Origin of the sequence: Blautia sp. HCN-1074 (genome assembly GCF_037890165.1) — a bacterium.
Lineage (GTDB): Bacteria > Bacillota > Clostridia > Lachnospirales > Lachnospiraceae > Blautia_A.
In genome coordinates this window covers 15195-30782 of sequence record NZ_JBBKBP010000005.1, presented here as the reverse complement: position 1 = coordinate 30782, position 15588 = coordinate 15195, and the positions used below count along the sequence as shown (strand labels likewise).

Here is a 15588-nt window from a genome sequence, read left to right as displayed (position 1 = left end):
AGGTGCGCGTCACGCTGTACGTAACACCATGAAACCGCGCACCCATATCAGTTACTGTCGCTATCCTATCTTGGTACTTCTACCATGATATAAGCTTCTACTTTATCTTCTTCTTTTACGTCATTAAATCCGTCAAATACAAGACCACATTCGTATCCTGCTTTAACTTCCTTAACGTCGTCCTTGAATCTCTTCAGAGATGCAAGTTCACCCTCGAAAATCTGCTCGCCTTCTCTGGAAATACGAACCTTGCAGTTTCTCTGGAAAATACCATCCAGAACATAGCTTCCTGCGATCGTACCGACACCGGATGCCTTAAACAGCTGACGTACTTCTGCATGACCGATAACCTTCTCCTCAAATACAGGGTCAAGCATACCTTTCATAGCAGCTTCCACATCTTCGATTGCCTGATAGATGACTCTGTACAGACGAAGATCTACGCCTTCCTGTTCAGCAAGCTGTTTCGCTGTTGCATCTGGACGAACGTTAAATCCGATGATGATAGCGTTTGATGTAGCAGCAAGACTTACGTCAGATTCATTGACAGCACCAACACCACCATGGATTACTTTTACAACAACTTCCTCGTTGGAAAGTTTTGTCAGACTCTGTTTTACTGCTTCTACAGATCCCTGTACGTCTGCTTTGACGATGATCGGAAGTTCTTTCAGATCGCTTGCCTGAATCTGGTCAAAGAGATTATCCAGAGATAATTTGCCCTTAGTCTCCTCAAGAAGACGGTTCTTATTCTCAGATACGAATGCACCTGCAAAGTTCTTCGCTTCCTTATCACTGTCAAAGGAAAGAAGGATCTCACCTGCATTCGGTACATCACCAAGTCCGAGGATCTCTACCGGAGTGGAAGGACCTGCTTCTTTGATTCTGCGTCCCTTATCGTCCATCATGGCACGAACTTTACCATTGCATGCACCTGCGGCGATAAAGTCTCCTACATGAAGTGTACCTTTCTGAACAAGGATTGTAGCAACCGGACCTTTACCTTTGTCAAGCTGAGCCTCGATCACAAGACCTCTTGCAGAACGGTTCGGATTCGCTTTCAGTTCGCAGACTTCAGCGGTAAGAAGAATCATCTCAAGAAGAGTATCGATTCCTTCTCCGGTGTGTGCAGATACAGGAACGAAGATTGTGCTTCCGCCCCAGTCTTCCGGAATCAGTTCATATTCGGAAAGTTCCTGTTTTACACGCTCGATATTTGCACTTGGTTTATCGATCTTGTTGATGGCAACAATGATCTCAACGCCAGCTGCTTTTGCATGGCTGATAGCCTCTACTGTCTGCGGCATGACACCATCATCAGCAGCTACAACTAGAACTGCGATATCTGTGGAGTTCGCACCACGCATACGCATAGCTGTGAAAGCTTCATGTCCAGGTGTATCCAGGAATGTAATCTTCTGACCGTTAACTTCTACTACGGAAGCACCGATATGCTGTGTGATACCACCGGCTTCTCCACGTGTTACATTTGTCTTACGGATTGCATCCAGAAGGGATGTTTTACCATGGTCAACGTGACCCATAACACAGACTACAGGTGGTCTCGGAACCATATCTTTCTCGTCTTCTTCATCCTCTTTAAGGAGTTCTCCGATAACGTCTACTTTTTCTTCCGGTTCTGCGATGATATCATATTCAAGAGCGATTTCCTGAGCTTTTTCAAAATCAATCTCGTGATTTACTGTAACCATCATACCCTGCATAAAGAGTTTCTTAACGATTGCTGACGGCTGCATCTTCATTGCTTCTGCCAGTTCACGGATTGTCATCTTCTCCGGAAGTGTGATCTCCTTAACCTCAGGCTTCTTCTCTTCCTGTTTCGGCTGTGGAATTGGTTTCTGCAGAGCTTTCGGGATTCTGGAATTTTTGTTAAATCCGCCCTGATTTGGTCTGCGTCCGCCGCTACTCTGTGTCTTATCGAAATCTTTCTTCTTATTCTTGTTCTCTCTGTCACGCTCTCTCTTGCTGTCTTTGGAAGTCTTAGTCAGTTCCGGTGCAAATACCATATCATCATTCTTTCTGGTATTCTGGCGCTGTCCCTGACGTCCCTGACCGCCGCTGAAGCGTCCATCGCGTCCTTCACTTCTGTTTCCATCCGGGCGACCCTGGCCATTACCCTGTGGTCTTCCACCCTGACGGTTTCCATCTCCCTGTGGTCTTCCCTGACCGAAACGTCCGCCCTGACGGTTTCCATCTCCCTGGAATCTTCCGCCCTGGCGTCCCTGACCATCACCCTGGGTTCTTCCCTGACCGAAACGTCCACCCTGACGGTTTCCATCTCCCTGTGGTCTTCCCTGGCGCTGACCATCACCCTGGGTTCTTCCCTGACCAAAACGTCCGCCCTGACGATTTCCATCGCCCTGAGCTCTGCCTTCGCCCTGGGTTCTTCCCTGGCGCTGTCCGTCTCCCTGCGGTCTTCTGTTACCGGCATTGGAACGGTCATTATTTCTTCTTGGTCTGTCACCATCTGTTCTTGAATTGTCAGAAGCCTTTGTTCCTTCTGCATTTCTTGGTGCACCTGTTCTCTCGCCTTCAGCTTTTACAGGTTTCTTTCTTGTTTTGCCTCCGTCGCTTGCATTCTGTGCATGAAAAACGCGGATAATATTTTTTTTCTTTTTAGGTGTCTCAGTTTTATCTCCTTCAGATTTTGCTGTTACAACCTTTTCTTCTGTTTTGGGAGTATCCAATTTCGCAATATGCTCCTTTCCCCTATTGTTATTTTTTTTAAATCTATCTCTTACAATTGAAATCGCAGGCTCATCCACCATACTCATATGGCTTTTGACATCAATGCCTTTTGATTTCAGGAACTCGATTACTTCTTTGTTCTGTCGTCCAAGCTCTCTGGCCAGCTCATGTACTCTTAATTTAGACAATCGCTATACCTCCTTTATGATTGCTTTCGCAAAGTTCTCATCCTGGACAGCCAGACAGGCGCGGTACTCCTTTCCCATTGCTCTGCCTAAGCTCTCTTTATCTGAGAGGAAGTAAATCGGAACTTCATAAAAGCTGCACATGTTCCGGAATTTCTTCTTTGTATTTTCAGAGGCATCCTCAGCCACGATTACAAGCAGTCCTTTTCCTGTTTTGACAGATTTCTCTGTGGAAAATTCTCCGCTTACAGTCTTGCCTGCTTTGGTTGCCAGCCCTATCAGCGACAGTACTTTGTTATTTTTCAATATCTTCCAGCTCCTTCTTAAGTCGTTCGTATACCTCATCGGGAACTGCAGTTTTCAGAGATCTCTCAAGACCATGATTCTTGATTGCTTTGTCCAGACATTCTCTGGAAAAGCACAGATACGCGCCTCTACCGTTCTTCTTTCCGGTAGCGTCAAGCACAATCTCGTCTTCCGTAGTCTTAAGGACTCTGAGCATCTCTTTCTTGCTTTTCATTTCCCTGCAGCCGGTACACTGGCGCATGGGAATCTTATTCTTCGTCTTCATTCTCTCCTGCTTCCTGAGCCTGTGACTCTTCTTCTACAGGAACTTCCTCTGAAACTTCTTCTGCTTCGGTTTCTTCTGTCAGGGAATCTTCTGCTGAAGTTTCCTCTGCTGATGCCTCATCTGCATCTTCTGCAGTCTCGTCATCATCATAATCATAGAAATCACCGGCTTCTTTTGCCTGAGTCTCACTCTTGATGTCAATCTTAAATCCTGTAAGTCTTGCAGCAAGACGTGCATTCTGACCTTCTTTACCGATTGCAAGGGACAGCTGATAATCAGGAACAACTACCAGAGCTGTCTTCTCATCAGGATCTGCCATAACTGCGATAACCTTTGCAGGGCTCAATGCATTCTCGATCAGGATCGCAGGATTCTCATCCCAGTTGATGATATCAATCTTCTCACCGCGAAGTTCCTCAACTACTGCATTGACACGTGCACCGTTCATACCTACGCATGCACCAACTGCATCTACATCCGGATCGTTGCTCCATACAGCGATCTTTGTACGGGAACCGGCCTCACGTGCGATGCTCTTGATCTCAACAGTTCCGTCTTTTACTTCTGCTACTTCTGATTCGAAGAGACGTTTCACAAGTCCCGGATGAGTTCTGGATACCAGAATACGAGGTCCCTTCGGGGTATCCTTGACTTCAAGAATATACACCTTGATTCTCTCTGTCGGCTGGAAGGTTTCCCCTTTCACCTGTTCATTCTCACTTAATACTGCATCTGCCTTACCAAGATTGATACTTACATTCTTGCCCATCACACGCTGTACAATACCGGTTACTACTTCTTTCTCTTTTCCATAGTATTCATCATACAGCACTTTACGTTCTTCCTCGCGGATTTTCTGCAGGATAACGTTCTTTGCATTCTGTGTCGCAATACGTCCGAATTCCTTAGACTGGATCGGAACCTGTATCATGCCTCCAATCTCAGCTCTTGATGTGATCTTCAAAGCATCTGCCAGAGAAATCTCCATTGCAGGATCCTCTACGTATTCTACGATACTTCTGTCTGCATACACTGAAAAATCGCAGGTTTCCGGATCAATAGTTACATGTACATTGTCAGCTTTTCCAAAATGGTTCTTGCAGGCCTGGATCAGAGACTGCTCAATTGCCTCAAGCAGAGTATCTTTGCTGATACTCTTTTCCTTTTCAAGGATATCCAGTGCCTCCTTTAACTCTCTGCTCATTTTTTTCTTATCCTCCCGAATTAACTAAAACTCTATTGCGAGGCGTATCAGGGCTGTGTCTTTCTTATCAAAAACACGCTCGGTTCCATCCTCATCGATTGTCACACTGTTACTATCATATGCGGTCAAAATCCCGCAGAACTCTTTTTGCTTTTCGATTGGCCGGTAGGTACGGATTTCCACCAGTTTTCCCATGTTTCTCTCAAAGTCTTTGTCTTTCTTCAGCGGTCTGTCCAGTCCCGGTGAACTGATCTCCATAATATAACTGTCTTCGATAAAATCATTCTCATCCAGTTTATCACTGAACGCTCTGCTGACTGTCTCGCAGTCATTTACCGTAATTCCGCCTGGTTTGTCAATGTATCCTCTCAGATACCAGTTACCTGCTTCCTTCACATATTCTACATCAACCAGCTCAAAGCCGTTAAGTTCTACGATCGGTGCCAGAAGTTCCTCTGCGCGCTTTTCATACTCTTCCCGTCTGCTCATTTTCCCACCTGCCTTTCTATGCAACAAATAAGAGTGGGCTCACGCCCACTCCTATGTCTGCAAGTTCTAATTTAGGTGTATTGTAACACCAATGTCAGAGAATTGCAAGGCTTTTCCCGTAAAAACCTTGTAATTTACCGCATTTGCCAATTTTTCAGGCTGTAAATAACAGTTTTCAGGCACATTTAAGTATGTCCAAAAACATTTTCCACATGATTCACCGAAATATACTATACACGCGGTTTCACTCCCTTACTGTCCCGCTTGGAAAGTTTCACTTTGTTGAGTACATAAGGTTTATCGTGATAGGTAATGGTGTATTCCTGACGGCTCTCTAAAAGATATGCATGATCAAGCTTATCTCCTTCCGCAAGTTTCATTCCTCGCACACCAATCGATGTTTTCTTCATAGAAGAAACATCCTGTTTCTGGAATCTCAGGAAATATCCACCCTCACTCTGAAGGACTACCTGTTCCATTTCATCCGCCGCTCCTACAAAGATCAGCGTATCATCTTCTGCCAGTTTAGTAGACACGATTGTTCTCTTTGACGCTTCAAACTCAGCACCGTTGACCAGCTTACACATAGAAGACGCAGTAACAAACAACAGCGTATTTTCTTTTACAGCCGCCAGCGGTGCTACATAAATCATTCGCTCCTGCGCGCTGTCATAATTACTCAGATTATCTGCCGGTGTGCCTTTATCTCTGAAACGTACCAGCGGAATATCAGCCACTTTAATACTGTGCATCTTTCCACTGTCTGTAAAGATACAGATTTTATCCGTATTCATACAATTAAATACGTACTTATTCTCAGCATTGGCGGCCTCTTTATTTCTCTCATAAGCAGATTTATCAATAATTCGCATATATCCAAAACGGTCCATCAGGAATGTAACTTCCATCTCTTCCATCTTCTTCTCTTCGTATATGACTTCCTCCGCATTCTCTATTACTGTACGGCGTTTTGTTCCATATTCTTTCTTGATCTTATCCAGATCTTTCATGATCACATCCGCCATAGAATCATAATTATTCAGAATGTCCTCATATAATGCGATATTCTTCATTGTTTCTGCATAATCTGCCTGAAGTGCTTCAATTTCCAGACCGATCAGTTTATACAGACGCATATCCAGGATTGCTGCCGCCTGCTTTTCTGAGAACAGAAGCTTCTGCGCAGCTTTCTCGCTTGCTTTACTCTTAAACTTGATTCCCTCTGTCACGCCGTCAACCAGGCATTTCTTTACCTGCTCACGATTCTTGCTTCCCCGCAGAATTTCAATAATCAGGTCGATCACATCGCAAGCCTTAATCAGACCTTCCTGGATTTCTTTTTTCTCCTGCTCTTTGTTAAGAAGTGTGGTGTACTTTCTGGTCGTGACATCAAACACGAAATCAACATGATACTCAATCACCTGTTTCAGACTCAGTGTCTCCGGTCTGCCGTCTGCTACCGCAAGCATATTTACGCCAAAAGTGTCTTCCAGCTTGGTCTTCTTGTAAAGCATATTTGCAAGATTCTCTACATCTGCATCACGCTTTAAATCAAGAACGATTCGTATTCCTTCTTTAGAAGACTGATTAGAAATATCTACAATATCGGTTGTCTTCTTATTCTCTACAAGAGTAGCAATATCATTCAAGAATTTTCCGATATTTGCGCCAATCATAGTATATGGAATTTCAGTGATCACCAGCTGCTGTCTGCCACCTTTAAGCTTCACTGTTTCTACTTTACCTCTGACGCGGAGCTTTCCAGTTCCTGTCTCATAGATTTTAAGCAGGTCATCCTTATTTACTACCAGACCGCCAGTCGGGAAATCAGGTCCTTTGAGATAACGCATCAGACCTTTTACGCTGATGTCATTATTCTTCATATATGCTTTTACAGCATCTGCCACTTCCCCCAGATTATGAGGAGGGATACTAGTTGCCATACCGACTGCGATTCCATCCGCACCATTTACAAGCAGGTTAGGGATTCTCACCGGAAGTACCACCGGTTCCTTCTCCGTCTCATCAAAGTTCGGCATGAAATCAACCACATTCTTATCCAGATCTTCAAGAAATACATCCTGTGTCAGTTTCTCAAGTCTGGCTTCTGTATATCGCATAGCCGCTGCACCGTCGCCCTCGATAGAACCAAAATTTCCATGTCCGTCGACCAGCGTCTTACCTTTCTTAAAATCCTGTGCCATTACTACAAGTGCCTCATAGATGGAGCTGTCACCATGCGGGTGATATTTACCCATGGTATCACCTACGATACGGGCACATTTTCTGTATGGCCGATCATAACGGATTCCCAGTTCATACATATCATACAGTGTTCTTCTCTGTACCGGTTTCAATCCGTCACGCACATCCGGCAGGGCTCTGGAGATAATAACACTCATGGCGTAATCGATATAGGATTTCTGCATGACCTCCGCATAGTCGGTGGGGATTACATTCTCCTGTTTTGTTTCCATTTATTTCATTCCTCCGTTCAGATACACACCGGCATATCTGTTTATTTATTTACCAAAATCCAGTACATTATTTCAAAAAGGCAATGTACCAGTAACTATTCGATTTGCAATCAATTTCCAGATATCAGATATCCAGTTCCGCATCCTGTGCATGCTCATAGATAAATTTCTTTCTCGGCGGGACATCGCTTCCCATCAGAATCTCAGTCACACTGGATGCCAGTCTCGCGTCCTCGATCTCCACACGTTTCATCATTCTTGTCTCCGGATTCAGAGTTGTCTCCCAGAGCTGCTCTGCATCCATTTCTCCAAGACCTTTATATCTCTGTAAGGTAAAGCTTCCCGGTTTATGAGCACGTCTGTACTTCTCCAGTGCCTTATCATCATACAAATATTCTTCCTGCCCCTTCTTCGGCATAACCTTATACAGTGGTGGCATGGCAATATATACATGTCCCTCAGTGATCAAATCCGGCATAAATCGATAGAACAATGTAAGGAGCAGTGTGGAAATATGCGCACCATCCACATCGGCATCGGCCATGATAACGATCTTATCATAGCGAAGCTTCGTAATATCAAAATCATTTCCATATCCTTCGGAGAATCCACATCCAAACGCATTAATCATCGTCTTGATTTCCGCGTTGGCAAGTACTTTATCAATTGTTGCCTTCTCAACGTTCAGGATCTTACCTCTGATCGGCAGAATTGCCTGATAGTTACGGTTACGCGCAGTTTTGGCAGAGCCACCCGCAGAATCTCCCTCTACGATAAAAATCTCACACTGGGAGGGATCTTTCTTCTCGCAGTTTGCCAGCTTCCCATTCGAGTCAAAAGAATATTTCTGTTTCGTCAGAAGATTGGTCTTTGCTCTCTCTTCTGTTTTACGGATCTTAGCCGCTTTTTCCGCACAGGAAAGAATTGTCTTAAGAGTCTCCAGATTTCGGTCAAAGTAGAGTACCATCTGTTCTCCGACTACCTTACCTGTAGCACGGGATGCATCCTGATTATCCAGCTTCGTCTTTGTCTGTCCCTCAAATCGAGGTTCCGGATGTTTGATAGATACAACCGCTGTCATACCATTACGGATATCAGCACCGGTAAAATTCAGATCTTTATCCTTAAGAATACCGATTTCTCTGGCGTAAGTATTCATTACTGTCGTAAATGTGGTCTTAAATCCGGTCAGATGTGTACCGCCTTCTGCATTATAAATATTGTTGCAGAAGCCCAACACGTTCTCGCGGAATTCGTTGGTAAACTGAAATGCTACTTCTACCTGGATACCATCAGCCTCGCCTTTCAGATAAACCGGATCATGCAGAACCTCTGCACTATGATTCAGATCTTTGATAAATCCAATGATTCCATCCGGCTCATGATAGGTGATATCTTCTACTTCCGCGCCTCTTTTATCTTCAAAATGAATCGTCAGCTCCGGGTTAAGATATGCAGTCTCATGAAGTCTGCTCTTTACCTCAGTTGCTGAAAACCTGGTCTTTTCAAAAATTTCCGGATCCGGAAGGAAATTAATGCTGGTTCCCGTCTGTCTGGTCTTGCCCAGTTTCGGCAGAAGTCCTTCTTCCAGCTCAAGTGTCGGGATTCCTCTTTCATAATGATCATGATGTACATATCCGTCACGGCTGATCTTGATATCAAGATATGTAGACAGCGCATTGACAACTGAAGAACCAACTCCATGAAGTCCTCCGCTTGTTTTGTAAGCAGAGTTATCAAATTTACCGCCTGCATGAAGAGTTGTAAATACAAGTCTCTCTGCCGACACTCCCTTCTCATGCATATCCACCGGAATTCCTCGTCCATTATCCGTAACTGTACAGGAGCCGTCCTTTTCCAGCACTACATGGATCAGGCTGCAATATCCTGCCAGATGTTCATCTACCGCATTATCTACGATTTCATAGATCAGATGGTTAAGTCCCTTTCGTGAAACACTTCCGATGTACATTCCGGGACGCTTACGAACCGCCTCCAGGCCCTCAAGGACAGAGATACTCCCTGCATCATAGGTGTTTTGCTTTGCCATGTCTGTTACATTTCCTTTCTATCTATAATCTATTTACATGATATCAGGGTCAAAAGGTCAGAAAGTCGTTCGTGCTTGCACGATAAGACTTTTGAACTTGGGACCCGCCAAACATGAGGAAGTAGCGATTTACGTAGTAAATCTGCGGATTCCGAATGTTTGAGGATTGCGGGAGCTACCTTGCAGCGGAGCAATCCGTAGATATCAAAATATATTTTTCATGCCATATTGCAAACGTTTGTTCTGTATTATAAATGAATTATTTTCATTTTTCAAGTATGCTACTCAAATATATTTTGTCAAAATCTGTGAGTATCCGGATAAAATCCGAAAAAAAATGACCAGAACCGAAATTCTGATCATTTTTCTTAAGTTCTCACTATTTAGTAGCAGCCAGTACGGGAATCGAACCCGTGTTTTCGCCGTGAGAGGGCGACGTCTTAACCCCTTGACCAACTGGCCATTTGTTTCGTGTCAACTGTCTGTTCCCTGTCGACTCGTTTAATATACACCATCTTTTTCTAAAATGCAAGTACTTTTTTAAAAAAATTTCAATTTTTTTATTTTTCTCGAATTTTTCCTGCAAAAAAGCCCATAAAGCCAGGCTTTTTCGCAGGAATATTTTTTAATCCTCTATATCTTCCGCAGGCTCTGCCGGAATAAACACTCTGGATTTCTTTGCTTCATGTTTATGAAGTGCCGCTTTCTCTGTCGCCTCCATACAGAATTCCATCTGGGAATTGATCTGCACCTTGCCTCGCTTATCCTGTTTCGTATAAGTACCGTCCGTCTGTAACAGATGTGCCTTTACATTGTCCCTGAATTCAAGGTCAAGCACATGCTCCAGCTCTTTCTTAATTTTCTCATCTTCCACCGGAAACACAATCTCTACACGTCGGTCGAGGTTACGCGGCATCCAGTCCGCACTTCCCATATAAATTTCAGGATTTCCGCCATTCTCAAAATAGAAAATGCGGCTGTGTTCCAGAAATTCTCCGACAATAGAGCGGACCTGAATATTTTCACTGACTCCCGGTATTCCAACTTTAAGACAGCAAATGCCTCTGACAAGAAGCTCCACCTGTACTCCACAAGAAGATGCATAATAAAGTTCAGCCATGATCTTCGGATCGCAAAGAGAGTTCATTTTAGCCCGGATATGCGCCGGCAATCCCTTCTTCGCATTCTCTGCTTCTCTCTCGATCAGACTCAGGAATCGGTCTTTCATCCAGATTGGAGCTACAATCAGCTTATTCCAGCATTTCGGCTCGGAATATCCGGAAAGCATGTTAAATACAGCAGTTGCATCCTCCCCAAAGCGCTCATCGCAGGTAAAAATACCGCAATCTGTATAAAGTTTGGCAGTAGAATCATTATAGTTTCCTGTTGCCAGATGTACATAACGTCTGATCCCTGTCTCTTCTCTGCGTACTACCAATGTAATCTTGCTGTGTGTCTTAAGACCTACCAGACCATAGATTACATGACAGCCCGCCTTTTCCAGCTTCTTCGCCCATACGATATTGTTCTCTTCATCAAAACGTGCCTTTAATTCCACAAGTACAGAAACCTGTTTTCCATTCTCTGCCGCCTGCGCAAGTGCGGCAATGATCGGAGAATTTCCACTGACACGATACAAAGTCTGCTTAATAGCCAGAACATCAGGATCTTTTGCCGCCTGTCGTACGAAATTTACAACAGGATCAAAGCTCATATAAGGATGGTGCAGGAACACATCTCCCTCACGTATCACCTGAAAAATGTCTTTGTCATTCTGAAATTCCGGTACAGGCGCTGGCTGATATCTCGGTGTTTTGTAAGCATCAAAACCTTCCGCTCCATATACTTTCATAAGCATGGTAAGATCCAGCGGTCCATTGATTTCAAAAATATCTGCTTCTTTAATATCAAATTCCATTTTCAGAATCTTAAGCAGGCGTTCATCCATCTTATCTTCCACTTCAAGCCGAATAACTTCTCCCCACTGGCGTTTCTTTAGCTGGCGCTGGATTTCCACAAGAAGATCCTCTGCCTCATCCTCATCTATGGTAAGGTCCGCATTACGCATAATACGGTACGGATGCGCGCATACTACATCATAGCTCAAAAACAGCTTATCAATATTTCTCTCAATAATTTCTTCCAGAAGAATTACCGTAGTATCTCCATCCTTTTTCGATGGGATCTGAACCACTCTCGGAAGCACTGACGGCACCTGGACTGTTGCAAAAAGGAGTTCTTCCTCTTCAGCTTTGTCCTTCCTGCTAAGTTTATCCTCTTTATCTTTCTTTGAAATCAGCGCACCAATATTCAAAGTCTTATTTCTGATCAGCGGGAATGGTCTGGAAGAGTCCATTGCCATAGGCGTCAGCACCGGATATACGTCATCTTCAAAGTAACGATCCACAAAAGCTTTCTGTTCTTCTGTAAGATCTTCATGCGCAGCAACCAGATGCATTCCTGCTTTCTCAAGCGCCGGGAGCAGTGAACGGTTCAGTGTATTATACTGCACATGTACCAGTTCATGAGTGCGTGCACTGATTTCTTTCAGCTGTTCTTTCGCAGTCATTCCTGCAATATCTGTCTTATGATACCCTGCGTGCACCTGATCTTTCAGAGATGCCACACGTACCATAAAGAACTCATCCAGATTGGATGCAGTGATACTTAAGAATTTCAGCCTGTCAAATAAAGGAAGATTCTTATCTCTTGCTTCACTCAGAACACGCTCGTCAAATTTCAGCCAGCTCAGCTCACGGTTTACGAAATATTCTTTCTTTTCAAACTTTCCAAGATCCATAGTAATCCTCCTTTACGCCCTTCCCTTACGTCTGAGAACCAGACGGATACCAAATACTTCTTCAAAAAATGCAACTTTATCCTTTAATAGTCCCAGTTCAAGAGAAATATCCTGACTGGAATCCACGATCATCTGTAATTCTCTGTCCTTGAGTACAGTCTTGATTCCTTTTACCTTCTGATAATGACTTCTGTCCATGGCATTGGCCAGACGAAGGATTGCCGTCATCTTCGCAATCTTGATATATCTTTCCCTGTCGATAGCCATTCCCATATTCTGAATTTCATCATAATATGCAAAAGCTGACGTATTATATCGCACCGCACATGCGATCATCTGCCGTTCCAGCGAAGAAAGACCGATAATATCTGTGGACATTATGATCTGATAAGAACACTCAGAGACATTTCCCATGCTGATATATTTGCCACAGTCATGAAGCAGCGCCGCTATCTGTAGCAACAGGCGTTCTCTCGCCCCCATACCATGAACCTTCTTCATACTGTCAAAAATATTCAGACACAGATTCATAGTCCCCTGGATATGGTTCTTACTGCTGGAATACCTCTTTGCAATATTCTTTGAGGTAACCAGAATATCATTCTCAAAGTTATGAACACTCTTGATAAATTTATTCTTCTCTGCAAAATCATAAGCAATTCCGTCTAAAAGCGAAACTCCCGGTGCCCAGAGCGATTCCGCATTAAAAATATCAATAAAGTTCTTGCAGACAACCATTGTAGGAACAACAAGAGAGGCATACTCCGGATCGATTTCCATCTCCTGAGCCAGCCGATCAACAGATTTTCCCACCGTATCTTCATAGCGCTTCATAAACTCTTCCCGCGTGATGATCTTATCTTCCATCTCCTCCTGAAAGATCATATCTGTGATAAAATCTCCCATAAGAATCACATTCTTAATGTCTTTATCCTTAAGATATAGTCTTTGGAAGTTTGTAAGGTCATTGCGGATAAATTCTTCTACCAGCTTATCATAGTGAATCGTAGATTTCTCCAGTTCCTGCAGACGCTGTCTTATTCTCAAACTTCCCATCTTCAGCCCCTGGGTCGTAACAAGCGCATCCTTATCAAAAAGAGAAACCTGCAGACTGCCGCCGCCTACATCCAGAATTGCTGTTCCTTTCTGGATCATCTTTTTGAAGCCTTTTTCAATCGCAGCAATTGATTTATATCCCAGGAAATGCTGTTCTGCACTGCTTAAGATTTCTATTTTCATACCTGTACGCTGATAGATCTGTTCAATGATAATCAGTGGATTAGCAAGTTCCCTGAACGCACTGGTTCCGCAGGCACGATATTCATCTACGCCAAAATCCTGCATCAGACGTTTAAAGTCATTTAGCACTTCGCATAAAACATTCAGCATTTCCGAATCAATCTTTCCCCCGGAATAAACCCCTTTTCCAAGTTCCAGACTGTATCTGACATCATTCAGTTCCCGAAATCCGATTCGCTTTGACATCTCAAAAATTTTCATGCTTACTTCATAAGACCCGATGTCAATAGCTGCAAAGGTCATAACTGCCATATGTATTCCCCCTTTATTATATAAGTTTAATCACATGACTCACTGCTCATCGCAACTGATATCTGTAAAATCGTATACCCCAAATTTCACTCAGTTTCATAACTTTTTTCTTACTCCCGTACTTAACAGGCAACAGAATAGTTATCAAATATTTTTTACTCCTCAACTTTTCCCAACAGATGATCAATAAACTGCTGTGCAGTTCTTCCTGTAAGACCGCCATGGGAAAGTTCCCACTTATTTGCTTCCAGAAGCAGTTCATCCTCCGGCATGGTAATTCCGTTTCTTTGCGCAAGCGCTTTGACGATCGTCTGGAATTCTTTCTTGCTTGGCGCACCATAATAGATACGAACACCAAAACGATATACAAGAGAAAGTTTCTCCTGTACTGTATCGGAGGAATGCAGATCGTCGTCATCCATAATTTCCAGCTTATCACTGGATTTTTCCCTTACCAGATGTCTTCTGTTACTTGTTGCGTAGATCAGAATATTATCCGGTTTCTTCTCCAGACCACCTTCAATGACTGCTTTCAGATATTTATACTCAATCTCAAATTCCTCAAAAGAAAGGTCATCCATATAAATGATAAATTTATAATTTCTGTTTTTGATCTGTGCGATCACATCGTTCAGATCCTGGAACTGATGCTTGTACACCTCAATAATTCGAAGTCCCTCATCATAATAACGGTTCAGGATTCCTTTGATACTTGAAGATTTACCTGTACCCGCATCACCAAACAACAGACAGTTGTTTGCTTTTCTGCCTCTTACAAAGGCTTCTGTATTCTCAATGAGTTTCTGTTTCGGAATTTCATAGCCTACCAAATCTTCCAGTTTAACATGAGCGATTCTTGTAATCGGCTGAATCTCTACATTATCATTCTCATCATGTCCTACACGAAACGCCTTATGTAATCCCAGCTTTCCTACACCGAAATCTTTATAAAACTGTACCATATCTTTCATAAATTCTTCTGTTGTTTCTGCTGCTGCCAGTATTTGGCTCAGATCACAGATACGGTCTCTGATGCGGGAATTAAACATCTTACTGTTACTTCCGGTGTTTGTGTAATCCTTCAGAATCTTACAGCATAAAATTCCAAAAGCCTCATCCAATACTGTCAGGTCAAAGTCGTATAATTCTTTAAATACACCAAAATCATTCAGAGCCAGTTCATTAATACTTCCGTTCACAGCCCCTCTGATCTCGCAGGCTGTACTGAAAGCATTTTCATTATTTACCAGAAGAAATGTCAGATAACAGTGCCACAGATTTCCGGAAAATCCATAAGAGCCAGCCATTTCTACAAGCCCGTTGGCACACTCGAAAAACATTCCTTCCTTATCTTTCAGGTCCGGCGCTTTCTGTTCCCAGGCGTTCATCAGTTCTGCCATCTTATCAAGAGTTTCACCATGTTCAAAGTTACGATATAAAATACATTCATTTAATCTAGCCATTATTGTTACTTCCTTTTATTTCATCATTTATGCATTTTGTCATTCTACTACAAGCAAATCTCTATACACTGCTTATTGCTTTTCACAAT

At 43.2% G+C, this 15588-nt stretch carries 10 protein-coding genes and 1 tRNA gene; all 11 read right to left on the bottom strand.

All coding sequences use genetic code 11. From position 1 onward, the window contains the following. Window positions 1-65: 65 nt before the first annotated feature. On the bottom strand, window positions 66-2897 hold the full coding sequence (gene infB / locus WKT11_RS06095; RefSeq protein WP_117676290.1) for a translation initiation factor IF-2: 2832 nt from the start codon (window positions 2895-2897) through the stop codon (window positions 66-68). A 3-nt stretch (window positions 2898-2900) separates the two neighbouring features. Beyond that, window positions 2901-3200, bottom strand: coding sequence for a L7Ae/L30e/S12e/Gadd45 family ribosomal protein (locus WKT11_RS06090; protein WP_117676291.1), 300 nt, complete (start codon window positions 3198-3200; stop codon window positions 2901-2903). Then, window positions 3190-3465 carry an RNase P modulator RnpM gene (rnpM, locus tag WKT11_RS06085; protein ID WP_117676292.1) on the bottom strand — a complete coding sequence of 92 codons (276 nt, stop codon included), beginning with the start codon at window positions 3463-3465 and terminating at the stop codon, window positions 3190-3192. The genes WKT11_RS06090 and rnpM overlap by 11 nt, the downstream gene beginning before the upstream one ends. Beyond that, entirely contained in the window at window positions 3449-4669 is a 1221-nt protein-coding gene (nusA, locus tag WKT11_RS06080; RefSeq protein ID WP_117676293.1) for a transcription termination factor NusA, read from the bottom strand. The genes rnpM and nusA overlap by 17 nt, the downstream gene beginning before the upstream one ends. Before the next feature lie 24 nt (window positions 4670-4693). Beyond that, entirely contained in the window at window positions 4694-5158 is a 465-nt protein-coding gene (gene rimP / locus WKT11_RS06075; RefSeq protein ID WP_008707593.1) for a ribosome maturation factor RimP, read from the bottom strand. 230 nt (window positions 5159-5388) lie between these two features. Continuing rightward, window positions 5389-7635: a DNA gyrase/topoisomerase IV subunit A gene (locus tag WKT11_RS06070; protein WP_340283209.1), complete on the bottom strand. Its 2247-nt coding sequence runs from the start codon at window positions 7633-7635 to the stop codon at window positions 5389-5391. Between the two features lie 124 nt (window positions 7636-7759). Beyond that, the gene (locus WKT11_RS06065; protein WP_118410954.1) at window positions 7760-9685 is read right to left on the bottom strand and encodes a DNA gyrase/topoisomerase IV subunit B; all 1926 of its coding nucleotides are present in this window, start codon (window positions 9683-9685) and stop codon (window positions 7760-7762) included. Window positions 9686-10075: 390 nt separating this feature from the next. After that, window positions 10076-10147: transfer RNA gene (locus tag WKT11_RS06060), tRNA-Glu, on the bottom strand. 163 nt (window positions 10148-10310) lie between these two features. Beyond that, a complete protein-coding gene (locus WKT11_RS06055) occupies window positions 10311-12485 on the bottom strand; it encodes an RNA degradosome polyphosphate kinase (RefSeq protein ID WP_119244310.1) in 2175 nt (724 codons plus the stop codon). A gap of 12 nt (window positions 12486-12497) precedes the next feature. Further along, window positions 12498-14036 carry a Ppx/GppA phosphatase family protein gene (locus WKT11_RS06050; protein WP_340283205.1) on the bottom strand — a complete coding sequence of 513 codons (1539 nt, stop codon included), beginning with the start codon at window positions 14034-14036 and terminating at the stop codon, window positions 12498-12500. Between the two features lie 155 nt (window positions 14037-14191). Next, window positions 14192-15499 carry an ATP-binding protein gene (locus WKT11_RS06045; RefSeq protein WP_340283203.1) on the bottom strand — a complete coding sequence of 436 codons (1308 nt, stop codon included), beginning with the start codon at window positions 15497-15499 and terminating at the stop codon, window positions 14192-14194. Window positions 15500-15588: the final 89 nt, after the last annotated feature.

What these genes read in the sequence shown, in the direction of transcription:
- WKT11_RS06070 (WP_340283209.1), bottom strand. Translation starts at nt 7,635, where the DNA reads ATGGAAACAAAACAGGAGAATGTAATCCCCACCGACTATGCGGAGGTC.
- rimP (WP_008707593.1), bottom strand. Translation starts at nt 5,158, where the DNA reads ATGAGCAGACGGGAAGAGTATGAAAAGCGCGCAGAGGAACTTCTGGCA.
- nusA (WP_117676293.1), bottom strand. Translation starts at nt 4,669, where the DNA reads ATGAGCAGAGAGTTAAAGGAGGCACTGGATATCCTTGAAAAGGAAAAG.
- WKT11_RS06055 (WP_119244310.1), bottom strand. Translation starts at nt 12,485, where the DNA reads ATGGATCTTGGAAAGTTTGAAAAGAAAGAATATTTCGTAAACCGTGAG.
- WKT11_RS06065 (WP_118410954.1), bottom strand. Translation starts at nt 9,685, where the DNA reads ATGGCAAAGCAAAACACCTATGATGCAGGGAGTATCTCTGTCCTTGAG.
- WKT11_RS06050 (WP_340283205.1), bottom strand. Translation starts at nt 14,036, where the DNA reads ATGGCAGTTATGACCTTTGCAGCTATTGACATCGGGTCTTATGAAGTA.
- rnpM (WP_117676292.1), bottom strand. Translation starts at nt 3,465, where the DNA reads ATGAAGACGAAGAATAAGATTCCCATGCGCCAGTGTACCGGCTGCAGG.
- WKT11_RS06045 (WP_340283203.1), bottom strand. Translation starts at nt 15,499, where the DNA reads ATGGCTAGATTAAATGAATGTATTTTATATCGTAACTTTGAACATGGT.